At 69.3% G+C, this 18,618-nt stretch carries 1 protein-coding gene; it reads left to right on the forward strand.

Annotation, left to right across the window (positions count from 1 at the left end; translation table 11 throughout):
* The first annotated feature begins 3 nt into the window (after positions 1 to 3).
* Positions 4 to 18,606: a hypothetical protein gene (locus IBX18_RS13790; protein WP_194834073.1), complete on the forward strand. Its 18,603-nt coding sequence runs from the start codon at positions 4 to 6 to the stop codon at positions 18,604 to 18,606.
* The last annotated feature ends 12 nt before the right edge of the window (positions 18,607 to 18,618 follow it).

Consider the following 18,618-nt stretch of genomic DNA (forward strand, 5'->3'; position numbering starts at 1 on the left):
TAGGTGGACTTCTGGGACGGACTGCTCGAAACTCTCGGGTGGGTCGCCGGTAGCGACTGGCCCGAGGGCTCCGAGACCGGCATGCGAGGGCTTGCCGACGACTGGCGCAAGGGTGCCGCAGAGCTGCGCGGCATCATGGCCGACATCGACGCGGCGAAACAGGCTGCGCTCAATGCGTACCCCGAGGGCGTTGCGCGCATCGAGATCGCCGGCGCGTTCGACAAGATGCGCGACGGCACCGGTGCGAGCGGAGACCAGGCCAACAACAATCTCAAGAAGCTCGCCGAATTCTTCGACAAGATCGCCGAATCCGCGGATGGCCTCGGTACCGAGATCGAGTACGCCAAGTGGATGATGTGGTCCTCGCTGGGGCTGCTGGCGATCGAACTCGCTGCGGCGTGGCTGTTTCCGCCCACCGCGCCCGCCGTCCAGCTGCTGGCCATCGCTGCGACCCGGGTGGCGATCCGGATGATTGCGCGGACCTCGTTGATGGCGGCCGCCAAGCACGTCATCAAGATGGCCATCACCGCCACCGCCAAGTTCATCTTCCGCCACATCGCCCTCGACCTCGCGCTGGGAACCATCCAGGACTTGGGGATCCAGTGGATCCAGAAGGAGCAGGGCAACCGCAAGGACATCAACTGGGATCAGGTCAGGACGACCGCGATCTCCTCGGCGGCCGGTGCGCTCGGCGGTGCCGGTGGCGCCAAGTTGGTCGGCGCCGGTCTGAAGCACTTCGATTTGGGCCGCGGGCTGAATGGCATGATCACCGGAGTCGGCGCGGGCCTCGCCGGTTCGGTCGCCGGGTTCGTCCCGCAATTCGCAATGGACGTGATGAACAACGGCTGGGGCGCCGCGTTCAGCAACTTCGATCCACGAATGATCACCGCAGGCCTGTCGAACGGCGCGATGTCGGGCGGAAACAAGGGGCGGGCCACCGGCTTTCACTTCAACCGCATGGGCATACCGACCGGCGTCGGTCCGGTCAACGGGCCGCGGATCGGAGATGCGGGTCTCGGGCCGAACGGTCTCGGCACCCCCGGCACCACAAACGGCGGCCCCGGTGTGCAACCCGCCGGCGTCAACGGCGTCGGTACGCAGCCGAATGGTGCTGTGGGACAAGGAGATCAGGGAAACAGCGGCACCGGGACCGGCGGCGAGAACGCTGCAGGCGGCGGCGCGGGTAACCGTGGCGCCGGGGACGGATCCTCCGCCCGTCCCGACGACGGCACCGCGCGCGGCGACGAAAACTCTTCTCGCGCAGGCGATCCGAACCAGTCGCGCAGCAGTGCCGACCCCGCCGCGCAGCAGACGAACGGGTCGGAGAGCCGCGGCACCGACGGCGGACAGCAGCAGGGTGGTTCGGAGAGTCGCGCGGGCGACGCCGGGCAGCAGCAGGGTGGTTCGGAGAGTCGCGCGGGCGACGCCGGGCAGCAGCAGGGTGGTTCGGAGAGTCGCGCGGGCGACGCCGGGCAGCAGCAGGGCGGGTCCGAGAGTCGTGGTACCGACGGCGGACAGCAACATGGCGGCTCGGAGAGTCGGTCCGGTGATGCCGGGCAGCAGCAGAGCGGCGCCCCGGAGAGTCGGGGTGGCTCGGAGCCGCGCGCCGGAGTCGACACGGCCGGGTCCGACGGTGGAGACCGCGGCCGGGCCAGTATTGCCGACGGTGGCAGCGCGCACGACGGCGGCACCAGCGAGACGGGAAGCGGCGCCGATCGATCGTCGACGTCGCCGCAGAACACCGGTACTCAGCCGGGAAGTGTTGCGCCAGTGCATACTTCGGGCGACATGGGCCGCACCGGCGGTGACGCCCCTGCGGCTCGCCCCGGCGGCGAGGCGGCGACGGCGCGGCCCGGCGGCGACGGTGCGGCAGCGCGGCCCGGTGCGGACGGTTCAGCCGCTCGGTCCAGCAGCGATGGTTCGACGGCGCGGCCCAGTAGTGATGCGGCGAGTCGTCCGGGCGGCGCCGATCCGGTGCGTGGCAGTGAGGCTCGGCCGCAGACAGGCGATTCGCGGGCCGCGACATCGGACACCCGGCCCGGCGCCGATCGTCCGCGCGGTGATTCGCGCGCGGGCGTTTCCGACGCGAATCCTGCTCGGGCAGGCAGTGATTCGACCCCAGGTATTCGCGCGGAGTCCAGCGGTTCCGAGGTCCCCAGGACGCCGGAGCGGGTCGACGGCGCGGGCGACGGGAACGTTCAGGTTCGGCCGGGTTCGGACGAAGGTGCCCCGGTGCGACCGGATTCGGACGAAAGTTCGCCGCCGCGTACGGATTCCGACGATAGCGCTCGACCGCGCACGGATACCGACCAAAGTGCACCGCCGCGTACGGATTCCGATGACAACGCCCGCCCGCGCGCCGATACGGACGAAAGTTCGCCGCCCCGTACGGATTCGGACGACCCGGATGCCAGGAACAAGCCGGAAGACGATGCGCCGCAATCGGATCGGCCGCGAGCAGGTACCGAACCGCGCGGTGGCGACGATGCGGGACGCCCGCGTGCGAACGACTCCGACCCGGTAGGCGATTCGCCGAACAGGCCGGGCGAGGCGGACCCGGCGCAGCGTGCCGACGCCGACGGGCGCCCGCGTTCCGACGACGACGCCGACGGCCGTCCGCGTCCCGACGATGTGCAGATCATCCCGGTCGTCGACACCAACGCACCCGCACACCCGCGGTCGGGAGCCGACGGCGCGGCACCGCGCCAGCCGGGAGCCGACGGCGACGGCACACCACGGCGCGACGGCGACAACGAGGACGGCGGGCCGCTGCGGCCCGACGATCCGAACCGCGGCAGGTGCGCCGAGCTTTCGCTGCGTGGTCTCCAGGAGATGTTCGGCGATCGAATTCGCTTGCCGGAGCGGACAATCGGCCCGGACGGCATGACTTCCCGCGAGCTGGTCGGCTCGGCTGGCGGGCAACTGCGCCAGTTCGAGGGCGGCCACGACGCCATCCAGCAGCGGCTGCTCCGAATGGGCGACGGCGCAACGGCACTCGTCGTCGACACCTATCAGGGTCCGCGCGACGAGCACGGCGTCGGCGCGCACGCGTACCTGATGGTGAACGAGGGCGGCCAGATCAAGGTGATCGACCCGGGTACCGGGGCCGAGCACGGCTTCCCGCCGTTGACGCCGAGGGACCTGGACAGCGTCAGCGCCATCATGATCAAGCCGGACGGCACGCCGGTCGACAAGGTGCCCACCCGCATCAGGGACGAACTGCTCGCCATCCCGGACGATCTCGCCGATGCGGGGCGGATCGGTAATACGCCCGGCCCGGACATGCCGCCTCAGCATCCGGCCGATGCGCCGGTCCCACCGGGCATGAATCGCGATTCGGACGGCTACCTACGTCGGCCCGGCGACCTACCCGACCACTACCGCACGCCCGACGGCAAATTGCACAAGTTCGGTGACCGGGCCGATACCTGGCGCAGCGATGACTATCCGCACCAGCTGCGCGATCGCAAAGGCTTCACCCACGATCCGAACAGCAATGCCAGCCGGGACTACGACCATCGGGCGCAACCCGGCCAACCGGAGCCGCACACGCCCACGGACCCGGAGATCATCAAGGATCTGGCAGATGCTGCTGCGGAGAGGCAACGGCAGGGCAAAGAACGTGACGCCTTACGCAAGGTACTCGAGCCGTACCTGGACGAGTTCGATCTGCGGAATGAGAACGGCAAGACCGATGTCCACAAGGTGGCGGAAAGCAACCTCAAGACCCAGCTGGAGAAGCTGGAAAACGCCATCCTTGCTTCCGACCTGTCCGACGCGGAAAAGGTGGCCAAGCTCGAGCGCCTGAACGAAATGGCGACCGAGGCAAGGAAATACAACGACCTCGGCGTCGAGATGAACGCGACGTCGAAGCTGCTGGGTGAGCTGGGTGCGCAATCCTTCGGCCAAATGCCGGACGGGGCGGTGCAGATCAGCCCGTTCACCGACGCTTGGGACGGCAACTTCTCGGTCGACCGCGCCATGTTCGTGCCCGGCCCCCCGCCCAAGCTCGTGGTGATCGAGGCCAAGGGTGTCGGCTCAGACCTGCAGGGCGCCGATACTCCCTGGGGCCGCGCCGAACAGGGCTCCCCGGAGTATCTGCGGAACACGCTCGCCGTCGACAAGAACCTCAAGCAGGTTCTCAACGAGACTGCCGAGCAGATGCTCGCGCGCGGCCTCGATCCCGACAGTGACGAGGGCAAGGCCTTCCTCAAAGCCAAAGAGGAATTGCTGAAGGCGCACCGCGACGGCACCCTCGAGGTCGAGTACTACAAGGCGCACACCTCGATGAAGGGCGAGGTGACGATCACCAGATTCGATCTGGATCGCCAAGGCGTTCCCGTTCCGATGGACAATCTGGGCGGCTTCCAATCCGAGCACCGTGCCGCCGACGACGCGTTCAATTACCAGGACGATCGCCGCGGCCGCTGTGGCGAATTGTCGCTGGCCGAACTGCGTGCCATGTACGGCGACGACCATGTTCAGCTGCCGCAGCGCGTGATCGGCCCCGACGGGATGACCGCCGGGGAACTGATGGCCGCGGCGGGCGGCCGACTGGAAACCACCACGCACGACAATCTCCAGCAGCGCCTGATCGACCTGGGCGAGGGGGCGTCCGCGCTGGTGGTCGACGCCTATGCGGGCTATCGGGACAACCACGGCGTCGGCGCGCACGCGTACCTGATGGTGAACGAGGGCGGCCAGATCGTGATCCGCGATCTCGGCGCCGGACTGGCCGACCACGGCTATCCGCCGCGGGTGCCGCGGGATCTGAGCGGGACTCGCGCCATTGTGTTCGACGGGCAGGGCAAGCCGGAGAACGGCCTCAGTGCGGTGGAGCGCGCCCGCCTGCTGGCCGCGGCCGAGGCACCCGTTCTCGACCGGCGAATCGGCCAGGCCTTCGATGGCAGGCCGCACGACGGCACCGGAACTCCGCGCCACGAACTCACCGACACGTCACCGCCCGCCGATACCGCCGAGCCCGACCGGATCGATGGCGGACGGCAGGATGCGGATCTTCCCCACGTCGAAGTGATCGGTGAACCGGGCCCCGGCGTGACGCCGGAAATGCTGGACGCCGCACGGCGATCGGTCGCCGAAACCGGTGAGCCACTGGTGATTTTCGGCAGTCGGCAGACGGGCATCTCGGAGAAGTCGGGTGCGCCGTTCCGTGCCGATAGCGATCTCGACGTCGCGGCCACCACGCCCGAGGGGCTGATGAAGCTCGTCGACGTGCACGAGGGACAGAGCCCGATCCCGAAGGTCAAGGATGTCGCCGGAATTTTCAGCGAGCAGCAGGCGCGCGAGAAGGGTTACCTGGTAATCAAACCGGCGGAGACCGTTCCGGTCGACGCAGAGTCGACGAAGGATCGCGGCCCTGAAGATCCTGGCGCGCAGGATGGTTCGGGTTCACGCCCGCGTCCGTCCGACGAGAACGGATCGAGCGATCGCGGGCCGAGAGATCCGGCCGCCGAGCCGCGGCTGCGTCCGGCAGCGGACGATCCGGCGAAGATGTCGGCCGATCATCTGGCGCGCGACCGAGAGTCCGCTTCGCAGCTGACGCCGCGCGATCCGGCGGCCCCGCTGGACGTGACCGACGGCGTGGACCGTCCCGACGGCGGTCAGCCGGAGTCGTCCATCGTCGACAAGTGGACGCCGATGGACGCCACGCAGGTCGCCGAGGAGTTGGCCAAGGACACCGGTCTGCTGGTGTACGGGTTCGACCAACCCGGTGTCGATCCCGCGGTGGCGCGTGAAATCGCCAGGGGCGTCGTCGAAATGCGGACCAAGTACCCGCACGTGGAGCTGGGCAGTGTCGGCATCGGACCGTTCCGGCACCGGACCTTGGCTCAGGTCATGCCGGCCATCAACCCCGAGACCGGCGCGCGGTACGCCCAATCGATAAAGATCAGCAGGGATTTCGTCGGCAGCCTGGATACCTTCCGCCAGGAAGTCCAGTTGGGCGTGAACAAGGGACGATTCGACCAGTCCCTCACGAATCGTCCGGTCTTCCAGATGATCCTGCACGAATACGGCCACGTGGTGGACTTCCACGGGCAGCGGGCCAGCCTGCGACCGATCGATCCGAGTGACCCGCACTCGCTGACCTATGTCGACCAGGTGCTGCAGGACCACTACAAGCAGCTGGCCGCGCAGGACCCGACACTCCCCAATACCAAAGCGGGCTACGACAATTGGCTGAGCCAGCTCAGTCGCTACAGCTTCGACGCGAACGGCGTCTTCCACCCGGGAGAAGCCGTCGCCGACGCCTTCCGCGACGTCGAACTGAACGGCGATCGCGCGAGCGAGCCCGCACGGGTCATGCACAAGCTGCTCACCGACTTGGCGGAGCTCGGCCCCGACGCGCTGGCCCCACGGCTGCCGGACGCCGAGGCGGGACCGCCGGCGGATAGCGCTCGGCCACAACGGATTCCGGTGCCCGAAGGCGCACCGCACCCGGCCGCCGACGCGCCGGCCAGGATGGCGGCCGATCCGCCGCGCGACCCGGACGCCACGGGCGACGACAGCGGTCGCCGCGAGACCACCGACGAGTGGTCCGCGCGCATGCGAGCCGAGACCGCCGAATGGCGGGCCCGGATGGCCGCCGAGCACGCGGTGGAGATGCGGCGGATCGCCGATATCGAACCCGTCGACTGGGCCTCGCAGATGCGGGCCGACCACGCCGAGTGGACGGCGAAGATGCTGGCGATGCGCGCGGAGTTCTCCCGCGACATCGCCGACGGCGTGCTGCCCCGCGCGGCCGAGCCGCCGTCGGAGACTGTCAACGAGCCGGAGACCGCGGGAGCCGGCGGCGGCAAGAAGCCGCCGGAATCGCCACCGCCAGTGGGAGATCCGGGAGAGGACGGCGCTAACAACGGCCGGCGGCCCGGCGAGGAGCCGACTCCGGCCGAGGGCACCCCGCGGCCCGAAGACACGATCGAGGCGCGTCAGGCCGCGCTGGACGCCGAACGTGATCGGGTCGTCGCCGAACGCGACGCATTGCTGCAGCAGCGCAACGAGCTGGCGGCGCGACTCACCGTCTCGTCGGCGGTCGACTGGGTTGCCTTGCACCCGGACCACCTGCAGCGCACCCTGGAGGAGCTGCGGGGCCGCACCATGGAGGTGCGCGAGGAGATGCCGCGCGAGCTCGCGCGCATCGACCAGCTGGAGCAGCTGGCCAACCAGGTTGTCGACAAGAATTCCGAGATCGCCAGGATCGATGCCGAGTTGGCGCGGCTGGCCGCCGACCGCGAAGCGGCCATTCGACGCGAGACCCCGTCGGCGGAGTACGACCGACTGCTCGACGAGCGGCGGGAGTTGGCGCGGGACCGCGAATTGGCCAGGGCGAACCGCGACGAGCGGGCCGCCGCCCTCGGCATCCGGGAGCTGTCCGGCGACGCGTTCGAGCGCAGGGTGCTCGAACTCTACGACGAGGCCAGAACGCGCCGGACCCGGATCCCCGGCACGCTGGACTCCCCGGAACGGATTGTGCGAGAACCGGTTTCGCGAGCAGAGGTGGAACAGCACAACCGGGCGATCCGCCAACTGGTCGAGTCGGTCGCGGAGTTCAACCGCCTCGACGCGGCCGTCGCCGACAAGGACGCGCGCCTGGCGCAACTACACGACGAGGGTGTCGGCCGCGATCGACCGGCCGCCGACGATCTCACCGGCGACCTCGATCGGATGGCCCGCGAGCATGCCGACCTCTTCCGCGACGTCCAGGCGCGGCGCACGATAATGACGGATCTGGCTCGGCACCTCGGGATTCCGGAATCGGATCTCGGCCCGCACCCTCGTCAGCTGGAAGAAACGCTGCGGGAGCACCGGAACCGGATCGTGGACAACACCGATGCGTCCGTCGAGCGGCACCGCCTGCTCGACGCGCTGCACGACGCCGCGCGCGACGTGCTCGCGGCCGACAACGCCATGGGCAGGTTGCAGGACGAGATGGCCAGGGTCACCGGCCTGTGGCGCGACCTCGTCGCGGCCGAGGGCGGCCGGATGGTGAACGACCGAGTCGGCATCATCTTCGGCGAGCGGCCGCGGATCATCGTGTTCGGTCCACGCGCGGAATTCGACAACCCGCGGGCCGGGCACGACCGCGACCTTGCCCACGCCATCCTTACCGAACCCGTTGTGGCGCATGCGATGATGCGGCAGCCGCGTATCGAGTACCGGCAGGTTGTCACCGAGCCGGACGGTTCGTGGCAGCAGGTGCCGATGCGTGGTCCGGCCATGGAGCGCACCGCCACCGGCTGGATCAACGGTAACCCCGGGCTGCTGCTCGTCCGCTGGCAAGACGACAGCGGTCAGTGGCACGCGGTGGATCCCACCAAAGCCGAATGGCGCGGCGAAGTCGGCCGCAAACCGAAGGAGGAAAAGGACCCGGGTGATCCGGATTGGTGGGGCGGGCTCGGCGACTTCGGCAACGACTTGGCGACGCCTTTCGCGGATATCCCACCGGGGCAGATAGCGCGAAACATGCTGCCGATGAACCCGATCGGCGCGACGATCACGTACTTCGAGGGTGGTATTCCGCCGGAAGACATCGCCACCGTGCACGCCGGTAGCGATTTCTATGCCGTGCAACGGAATCTGCGCACGTTGCTCGACGTGGTCAAGGTTCCCATGGTGCGGGATTGGATCCACCGGCATCCGGAGATCGGCGACTGGATCCAGGCGCGACCGTGGCTGCAGCGACTGCCACCGTTCGCCACCGTCTGGCGGACGTTCGAGTGGCATCGCCCGCCGGAGACCAACATTCAGCCGATGGTCCGCCGATGGGACGCCGACGAGCACTCGAACAACCCGCAGCGGGTCGAGATCGCGGAGTGGCTGCAGCGCTCGATCGACCGGGATGTGGAGAACTGGCGACAGGTGCAGGAGTGGGCCGACGGCGAATACGACCGGTTCCGCGCCGACGATCAGCTCGCCGATCGCATGGTCGAACCGCTGGCCGAGTATCGGGAAGAGCAGCGGCGCGTCGGTGCGCAGGATTTGGTCGATCGCATCCGGACGGAACTGGTCGACCCGCACGAGGGCGTCGACCTGGGCCGTCCCGATGTCGACCGGCAGCTGGCGATGATCGACCAGGCCATCGATCTGATCGCGAAAGATGCCTTCGACAACTTCCCGACCGACGATCCGGCCGAGGTCAGGAACACGGTCGCCGACATCAGGCAGCGACTGCTGGAGATCAGGAACGACCGCCCCATCACCGCTGCGGACGTCACCCGGATTGTCGACGAACTGACCCCGGGCATGCGCCCGCTGCTGCCGAAGATCGAAGACCACGCGAAGCCGGATCCCTTCCCGCGCGGCTCCACCGTCTTGGGCGAGCAGACCCCGCCCCGGTCTGAATACCCGGAGTTCACCAGGGATCAGCTGCAGCAGATCATCAATCACCTGATGCACGACGAGCATCTGGCTCGCGATTACGCCGACCCGGACGCCCAAATGGTGTGGGTGCGAATGGATCAGCTCGCCGACGTGGCGGAGGCGATCAACCGGATCGTGAACGGCAATCCGCGACCGGAGGACGTCGTCCTCATGCTCGACGCGCTCGCCGAGTCGAACTTTCTGCGCGATCCCGCGAACAGGGACGCGACCTGGCACGAGGCGAACGCGCACGCGGTCGCCGAGGGCTTCCACTGGGATGCGAACCGGCCGCCGCTGACCGGCCCCCGTGCGAATATTCCGTACGCGCCGGAACCGCTCAGTACGCCGGAATCGCTCACGACCCCGGAACCGTTCTTGCCGCGGGACCGCTACGAACTGGAATTGTCCAAGGCGAGGGTTCGTTGGGAGGCGACCACCACCGCACTGCTCGCTGCCGCGCAGGCCGCCAGGGCCGATCCGGACGTACTGTTCGGCACCGACGACCCCGCCGCCCACCTGGCCGAGCTGCGGGCACAGCAGCCGGACGCCGACGGTCAGCGGCGCATCGATGAACTGTCCCGTGCGCTCGACGCGTTCGATGAGGCCGGCGCCGAGGTGACGCGCCTCGAACAGCGCCTCGAGCAGCACGACGCCGATCGGGAACGTGCCCGCGCGGTGGCTCGCGGTGCGGTTCCGGAACTGCCTGCCGTGCAAGCGGAATCGACCGCGCTGCCGGAGACATCGGTGCCGCAGGAGACGTCCGCGCAGCAGCAGCGAGCCGCCGAGGCCGACGCGCAGCAGCGGCGCGATGAGATCAACCGCTTGGAGCGCGAAAAGGCCGAGGCGCTGCGCGTCAGGGACGAGGCCGAGGAACAGCTGCGGCAGGCGCAGGACCAGGCCGCAGCCGAGGACGCTTTCGATCGGCAACGCCATGCCGTGCGCGACGCGGCCGAGCTGGACCGGTTGCTCACCGAGCAGCTCAGGGACGGCGCCTTGCTCGAAGCGGGCGCCCAGCCGATCGCCGAGGTACCTCAGGTCGGCGTCATCCCCGGCGACCCGCGACAGGTCGCCGTGGTGGTGCGCGGCGAATCCGCCGACCCCGCAACGTTCATCGATCGCGCTGTCGCACTGCGCCCAGACCTCGCCGACCTCGTCGGACCGAACCGCGACAACGTCGTCGTCTTCCGCCTCGTCCCCGGCGAAGACGGCCGCACCCAGGTGCACCGAACCGATCCACCGGACGCGCCCCCGCTGCCCGCATCCCGCCCAGAACCCGACGCGCCGAGCGACGGTGGTGCCGCGAAGAAGCCGCCGACCGGCGAGGCCCCGGAGTCGGGTGACGTGCCTAACACTCCGACGCCGAAAGAAACTGCGGCACCGAGTAAGCCGGGTGAAGAGCCCGGCGCTCAGGCGCAGAAGCCTGCCGGCGAGTCGAATAAGCCTGTCGGCGAAGCGAATGCGCCGTTGGGCGAGGCGAGCAAGCCCGTCGGCGAGGCGAATAAGCCGGTCAGCGCAGCGGATAAGCCTGCGGGCGAGCCGAACAGGCCCGTCAGCGAGCCGAACCAGCCTGCGGGCGAGCCGCAGAAGGCCGTCAGCGAGCCGAATGAGCCTGCGGGGGAGGCGAATAAGCCGGTCAGTACAGCAGGTAAGCCCGTTGCCGAGGCATCGAGGCCTGTCGCCGAGGCGCCTGAGCCGAGCACGGACAACGGAACGAAGAGGCCGCCGCAGCCCCCTACGTCCGGCGACGAAGGCAACGCCAGCCATGGCCGTCCACCCGAGGGCGCTGTGCAGCCCGGTGACCCGGGTAGCAACCGTCCGCCCGCAGCCGCGCAGCCCGGCCAATGGTCGACGGTCGGCGACCCACGACCCTACGACCCGACCACCCGGACACCGGAGTTCGAAGGCCTGGTCGACCGGATCACCGCGTCCGCCGACACCGGCCGGCAGTTGCTCGACCAGGCGCGCACGATGCTACGCACGCTCGGCGCGGATCCGGACGGGCTGAACCCGCATGAGCTGGAGCAGCAGGCCCGAGATGTCCTGAACAACGCCGGGTCTCGGGCCGAGGAACTGCAGAACCGCGCCCACGTGCCGAGCGAAGAGATGGTGCAGTACTTCGACGATCTGCGCGCGGCACAGGAGCACTACGCCGACACCGCGCGGGCGACCGGGGAGGTATCGAGGGCGCTCAACCAGTACCACGAGTCGGTGCGGGCCACGCAAACCCTTCGCGCCGAGGCAGCGGCCGTGATCGCACGGGACGTGCTCGCCGCGGAGGGGCAGCCGATCGGCGGTTCGGACGGCGTCGCCCTCCTTCCGGGCAATCCGCAGCGGGTGCTGGTGGCCTCGCCGTTCCGGGCCCCGGAGCACGTCATCGGCGCCGACCTGCGCGAGACGCTGGCACAACGGGGTGTCGAGGTCATCTACCGGCAGGTGCTGGTCGACGACCAGGGGCAAGTATCCATCGTCGACCTGGTGCCGCCGAGTGGCCCGGACCCACAGAGCGGAACTACCCCGCAGACACCCCCACCCGCTCCGGGCAGTGGCACGCCGGGACAGCCTGTTGGCGCGCCGGCACCGCACGGCAGCGCCACACCGCAGCAGCCCAGCGCCACACCGCAGCAGCCCAGCGCCACACCGCAGCAGCCCAGCGCCACACCGCAGCAGCCCAGCGCCACACCGCAGCAGCCCAGCGCCACACCGCAGCAGCCCAGCGCCACACCGGCACGCCCTGGCGGCGGTACACCGGGCCAGCCTGGTGGCACACCGGCATCGCGCGGCAGCGGCACACCGGAACAGCCCAGCGGCACATCGGCACGGCCGGGCGATGGCACACCAGCACGGCCTGCTGGCGAAGCACCGCCACGCAGCACCGAACCGAACGACGTTGCGGGAGCGAACAAACCGGGCGAAGGCTCACGCACGGACAACGTATCGACCCCCGGCGAGGTCAAAACCACCACACCGGAAGAGCCGGCCCAGCCTGTCGCCGATGGCGCGGGTGGCGGAAAGAAACCGCCGCAACCCCCGACGGCACCGCCGACCGGCGACCCGGGCGACGACGGCGCACACCGTCCGCCGGATCGTGGCCGCGCTGACCAGCCGAGCGAATCGAGCCCCGACGCGGCAGCGATCGCCCGCGCGGTCGCACGGGTCGAGGCCGCGCCCACCTCGGGCGAGCCGCTCCAGGTCCAGATACTCAGCGAGGGCGCGCTGCAGATGGCGGAGCGGGTCGAGCTGATCACGCTGCCGGACAACACCCAGCTGATCCGCAAGACGCTCAGCAATGTGCTGCACGCCGACGCGGAAGTGCTTGCGGCACTGGTCGGTCGAGCGGTCGGCGCGAATGTGCCGCACATCGTGCGCGTCAGCGACAACATGATCTACATGCAGGTGATGCCCGGCGACTGGGCCAGCGCACTGCATCCGGGCGCGTGGAGCCCGCAGCAGACCGGATTGACCGACACCCCGGCCGGTGTCCGACTCGGCCTGCTGGACGTGCTGATCCGCATGCCGGACCGCGGCATGACGAACTGGCTGGTCACCCCGGACGGACTCATCAGCGCCATCGACCACAGCCTGGCGTTCGGCAACGGGCGTCGCTCGGACGGCGAAACCAGCAGTGGGTTCGCCTATCACTTCGTCGAGCGCGGCGCCGACGGCGAGTGGCACTGGCGCCAGCACGAATTGAGTGCGGCCGATGTCGCCGAGATGCGCCGCCGGGTCGAGGCGCTGGCACCGGCGTTCGCCGATCACCCCGACTGGCATCGGTCCGTCCTCGACCGGTTGGCACTCATCGAGCAGAACGTGCGGCCGGACAACGATCCCCCCCCGGCCGAAGGTCCCGAGCAGCCGGGCGGTGCCGGCCCGCAGCGCCCTGGTGGTCCCGAGCGTCCCGGTGCACCCGAAAATCGAAGCAGCGCACCGCAACCCGAGGGTCCGCCGCAGTCCAACGGCGCTTCGCGGCAGGAAGGCACACCGCAGTCCAACGGTGCGGAGCGACCACAGGGCCCACCACCTGACCCAGCGGCGCACGAGGCCGACATCGCCCAGCGCCGCACCGAACTGACCGAGGCGCGCGATCTCGCCATCGAAGAACGCGACGCCGCGATCCGCAGGCGCGACGAACTGGCCGCGCTCCTCGGTGTGGACCCGGCCGATGACTGGGCGGCCCTGCGCCCTGGCGACAATCTGAACGAGACGATGCGAGAGCTGCGTGCCCAGCGCGTCGGCGGTCCGGAACAGTTGCCGTACGACGTGATTCGGGCAGGCGAGCTGGAGCGGTTGGCCAACCGGGTGCCCGAAACCGAGGAAAAGATCGTGCGGCTGGATGCCGAGCTGGCCCGGCTGGATACCGAGCACGCGTCGATCCGCCTGGAAACCGCGGAGGCCGAATACGACCGGCTGCTCGATGAGCGTGGCGAGCGTGCGCGGGAACGCGAATCCGCGCGCGCGACGCGGGACGAACTCGCCAGGCAGCTCGGTGCGACCGGCCTGACCGGCGATGCGTTCGCCCGGAAGGTGCTCGAACTGCATCAGGAGTCGCGCACCAGGACGGTGCAGGTGCCCGCCAACCTCGACAGTCCCGCCCGGGTCGTGCACGAGCCGGTGGCCGGACCGGAGCGCCAGATGCGTGACCGCGCCATCCGCAAACTCGTCCAGGCTGTCGAAGAGTTCAACCGGCTCGATCAGGTGGTCGATCGGATCGACGGCAGGCTCGCCGAGCTACAGCGCGAGGGCGTGAACCGGGACCGCCCGCTGGCCGATGATGTTGTCGCAGCACTGGATCGGCTGGCGGCGCGGCGAGCCGCCATCTTCCAGGACAGCAGGCCACGCCGCGCGGTCATGGAAGATCTCGCGGAGCGCCTGGATATTCCGCTCTCGGACCTCGGCCCGGATCCGGGCCGGCTGGCCGAGACGATCCAGCACCAGTTGCGCACCGACGACGGCACCGATGCCGACCGGCCCGCGATGCTGCGCGTGCTCGCCGACGCCGCGGCCGACGTGATCAGAGCCGACAACTCGATGCGCCGGGTGCAGGATCAGATGACCCAGGTCACCGATCGCTGGCACGAGATCACCGAGTGGCGCGACACCCTCGCTGAGGAGGGCGGCCGGATGGCGACCGACCGGGTCGGCATCATCGACGGCGATCGGCCCCGCATCGTCGTGTTCGGTCAACAGCCGGCGTCGGGGCATCCGCGAGCCGTGCACGACGCCGCGCTCGAGCACGCCATTCGCACGAATGCCTCAGTCGCACAGGCGATGCTGCGTCGCCCGCAGATCGAATACCGGCAGACCGAGCCCGGCCGGGATACGGTCGTTCATCCTGGCCCGTCGCTGGAGCGCACGGAGACGCCCTGGTTCCGGGGCGAGCCCGGCATGCTGGTGGTCCGCTGGCGCGACAGTGCAGGCGAGTGGCATACGGTCAACCCGAGCAGGCCCGACTGGTCGGTCAATGTGGGCGAAGACGGCAAGCTGCGCCGCGGCGACAACCTGGAGGGCTATGACCCGGGTGACCCGGACTGGTGGGCCGGTCTAGCCGACTACATCAATGACCTGGCAACGCCGTTCGCCGATATCCCGCCTGGGCATATGGCGAAGAACATGCTGCCGATGAATCCGATGAACATTCCGGCGAAGTACTTCCAGACCGGTGTCCCGGACGACGCGCTGGTCGAAGTGACCATCGGCTCGGACTTCTATGCCATCCAACGCGATATCCGTACCCTGCTGGCGGCGATCGATGTCCCCATGGTGAAGCGGTGGATCCAGCGGCACCCGGCGATCGGGGATTGGATCAAGGCGCGACCGTGGCTGCAGAAGCTGCCGCCGTTCGCGACGGTGTGGTCCGGATTCGATTGGCACAAGCCGCCCGAGACCAATATTCAGCCGATGTTCCGTAGCTGGGACGCGGACGAACACACCCACTTCTACAACCACGTCGAAATCCCCGCCTGGTTGCAGCAGACCTTCGATCGGGAGATCGCCGATTGGCAGCGGGTCCAGGATTGGGCCGACCGGGAATACAACAAGTTCCGCGCCGACGACCAGCTGGCCGACAAGATCGCCGAGCAGCTGGCGCGCTACGGCGAAGACCAGCAGACGGCTGCCGCGCGCAAGCTGATCGACCTGGTCCGCAAGGAACTGGTGGACACCCACCGCGGCATCGACCCGACCCGGCCCGACGTCGCCGAGCAATTGAAATGGGTCGACCAGCAGATCGATGAGCTGGCCGGTCGCACGATCGGCATGTTCGACAGCAACGACCGAATCGCGGTGCGCGACACCATCGCCGACATTCGCAACCTGCTGATCGACGCACAGCAGACCGGCCGCGTCAGTGATGCGGAGATCACCCGGATCGCCGAAGAGCTGGCGCCGCGCATGTGGCACGACACCACTGCTGAAGGTGCGTTGCCGCCACCGCAATTCACCACCGAACAGATCCAGCAGATCATCGATCACCTGATGAACGACGAGCATCTGGTCACCGACTACACCGACCCCAACGGTCGGCTGGTGTTGCAGCGGATGGATCAGCTGGCCGATGTCGCCGAGGCGATCAACCGACTGCTCGCGGGCAAGCCGCTGAAGCGGGACATCGTGCTGCTGTACGACGCGCTGGCCGAATCGGAGTTCCTGCGTGACCCGGAGAACGTGAAGAAGCGGACCTGGCACGACGCGAACACGCACGCGGTCGGTCTCGGCTTCCACTGGGACGCGGACCGCCCGCCGTTGACCGGCTGGCGCAAGGACATTCCGTACGCGGTCGCACCGTTGCGCGAGCCGGAGGCCTTCCTGCCGCGCGACCGTTACGAGCTCGAATTGTCCAAGGCGCGAGCTACTTTGGACGCGCGCACCGACGCGCTGCTCGCGCTGGAACAGAGCCTGGGGATCGACCCGGCCTGGTTGTTCGGCTCCACCGAGCCCCTCGACGCGCGCTTGGCGGAGCTGCGGGCGGAGCAGCCGGACGCGGCCGGTCAGCAGCGAGTGGACGACCTCGGGCGCGCCTTCCGCGACTTCGAGGACGCCGCCGAGGTGGTGCGGGTGCTCGAGCAGCACGTCGAACGCCACGACACCGAGCTCGCACAAGCACGTGCGCAGGCGCGGAGCGAGCGGCCACAGCTGCTCGGCACCGAGGCGGAGCCGCCGCAGGCAGTCCTGCCGGACGCCGACGCACAACGCGACGCCGATGCCCGGCGCAATGCCGACGAACTGCGCATTGTCGAGGACCAGCGCGAGCACCTCGAATCGGCGTTGACGCAGGCGCAGCGCGAGCTCGACCGTGCCGAAACCGCGCGGGCCGACGCCGCCGAGGCCCTGCGCCTATCGATCGAACCGAACGAGTTGAACTCCGAGAGCGAAATCGCCGCGCGCGCAGAGGATCTGCGGGCGCGCACGCTGGACGTTTCCCAGCAGCAAGCACGCCTGGCCAAGGTCGCCGAACTGGAACAGGCGGCCCGCGACTACCTGGCCGCCGAGGCGGAAGTGGCGCGTATCGAGGAGGAACTGGCGCGCACCGAGTCCCGAGTCGAAGCCCTGTCGTCCCCCGAGACGGGCGCTGCGGACCGGACTCGTCCGGCGGCGGAGAACACGAACCAGCAGGCACCGCTCGGTGATTCAGGTCCGAGGGCGGATCGCAACGGTACCGATCGAGAGCAAGCCGCTGAGACCGGCTCGCCGGTGAACCGGCATCCCCTCGGCGACGGTGTCGATCTTGCTGAGCAGCAAGGTGATCCGGACTCGGCGGTGGATCGCGAACGTGGGCTCGTCGAGTCGACGCCGGAGGAGGACGGCGATCGCGTGCGGACGGCGGAATCGGAATCCGACGGTGGCCGGGATCGCGGGAACGCTGATCGCGATCGTGCCGAAGAAGATTCCGATGAGGCTGCGCCGTCGGGTGGTTCGGGTTCGGGCCGAGATCGCGGGTCCGACGACGGGAACAATGACGACGGGGATCCCGACCGTTCCCGCGGTGGCTTGCCTGAACCGCCGATCTACCGTTCGCACATCCCGCATCCACCACACGAATACGAGTTCGAGTTCCCGCCGGAGGTGGGACCCACCGCCGCCATTCCGGTGCCGATGCCGGATCTGCCTGAGCCCGAGGAGCCTTCGCGGCCCCCCGTGCCGCCGCAGCCGCCCGTGCCGCCGACCCCACCGGCTCCGCCACGGAATCCGGTACCGCCGACGACTCCGCCGACGACTCCGCCGACGACACCCCCAACTACGCCGCCGACGACTCCGCCGACGACACCCCCAACTACGCCGCCGACGACTCCGCCGACGACACCACCCACGACACCCCCGACGACACCCCCAACTACGCCGCCGACGACTCCGCCGACGACGCCTCCCACCACGCCGCCGACGACACCGCCGACGACGCCACCCACGACACCCCCGACCACGCCGCCGACGACGCCACCCACCACGCCGCCGACGACACCCCCGACCACGCCGCCCACCACACCCCCGACGTCTCCGGACCCGTCGCAGTCACCGACGCCCACACAATCTCCGGTGCAACCGGGCCCAACGACGTCCCCATCTCCGTTGCAGGCGAACCTTTCCCCATACCCGGGTGAGCCCGGGAGCTCACGACTCCCAGGCCAGCCGTCGGATCCTGGCCACCCCGGCCAGCCCGCACACCCCGGGCAGAACGGCAGGCCGATGCACTTGGCGCAGGCCAACGGTTCGCCCACCGGCGACCCGGAGCAGCAGCCGATGCTGCCCCCGATGGCCCCGCCGATGATGCCGCCGATGGCGGGCCCGTCGGCGGGTGGCGCGGGTCCGCGCGAGGGTGAACGTCGCCGCTGGACCGACGAGAACCCGGTGCGCAGCACTCAAATCGTCATCCAGCCACTCGACGGCGGCCGCCTGGCGACGTTCGATCCGGAAACGGGATCCTTGCGTGCCGCAGCAGCAGCCACCGGCCCGGTGGGCGGCGTCCTCGGCTACTTCGGCGAGGTCCTGGCCGTGTTCTACCGCAAGGCGGGCCGCCTGACATTGCGCCTGGGCCCCAACGAGTTCGACCTCGATGCCCCCGCCGTCACCGTCGGCTGGGCGCATCTCGGCCCGGAGCAGGCCCGGTTCCTGGTGCACGTCGAGGGCGAGCTCATCGTCGACTTCCCCTATCCGATCAACGGCGGCGGCACCGACCTCGGCCTGCTGATCCGTGACGTATTGGCCGACCCGCGACAATGTGCCGGTGTCTTCCACTGACCGCGAGGAGGA

It is taken from the genome of Nocardia sp. XZ_19_369 (genome assembly GCF_015355715.1).
GTDB lineage: Bacteria > Actinomycetota > Actinomycetes > Mycobacteriales > Mycobacteriaceae > Nocardia.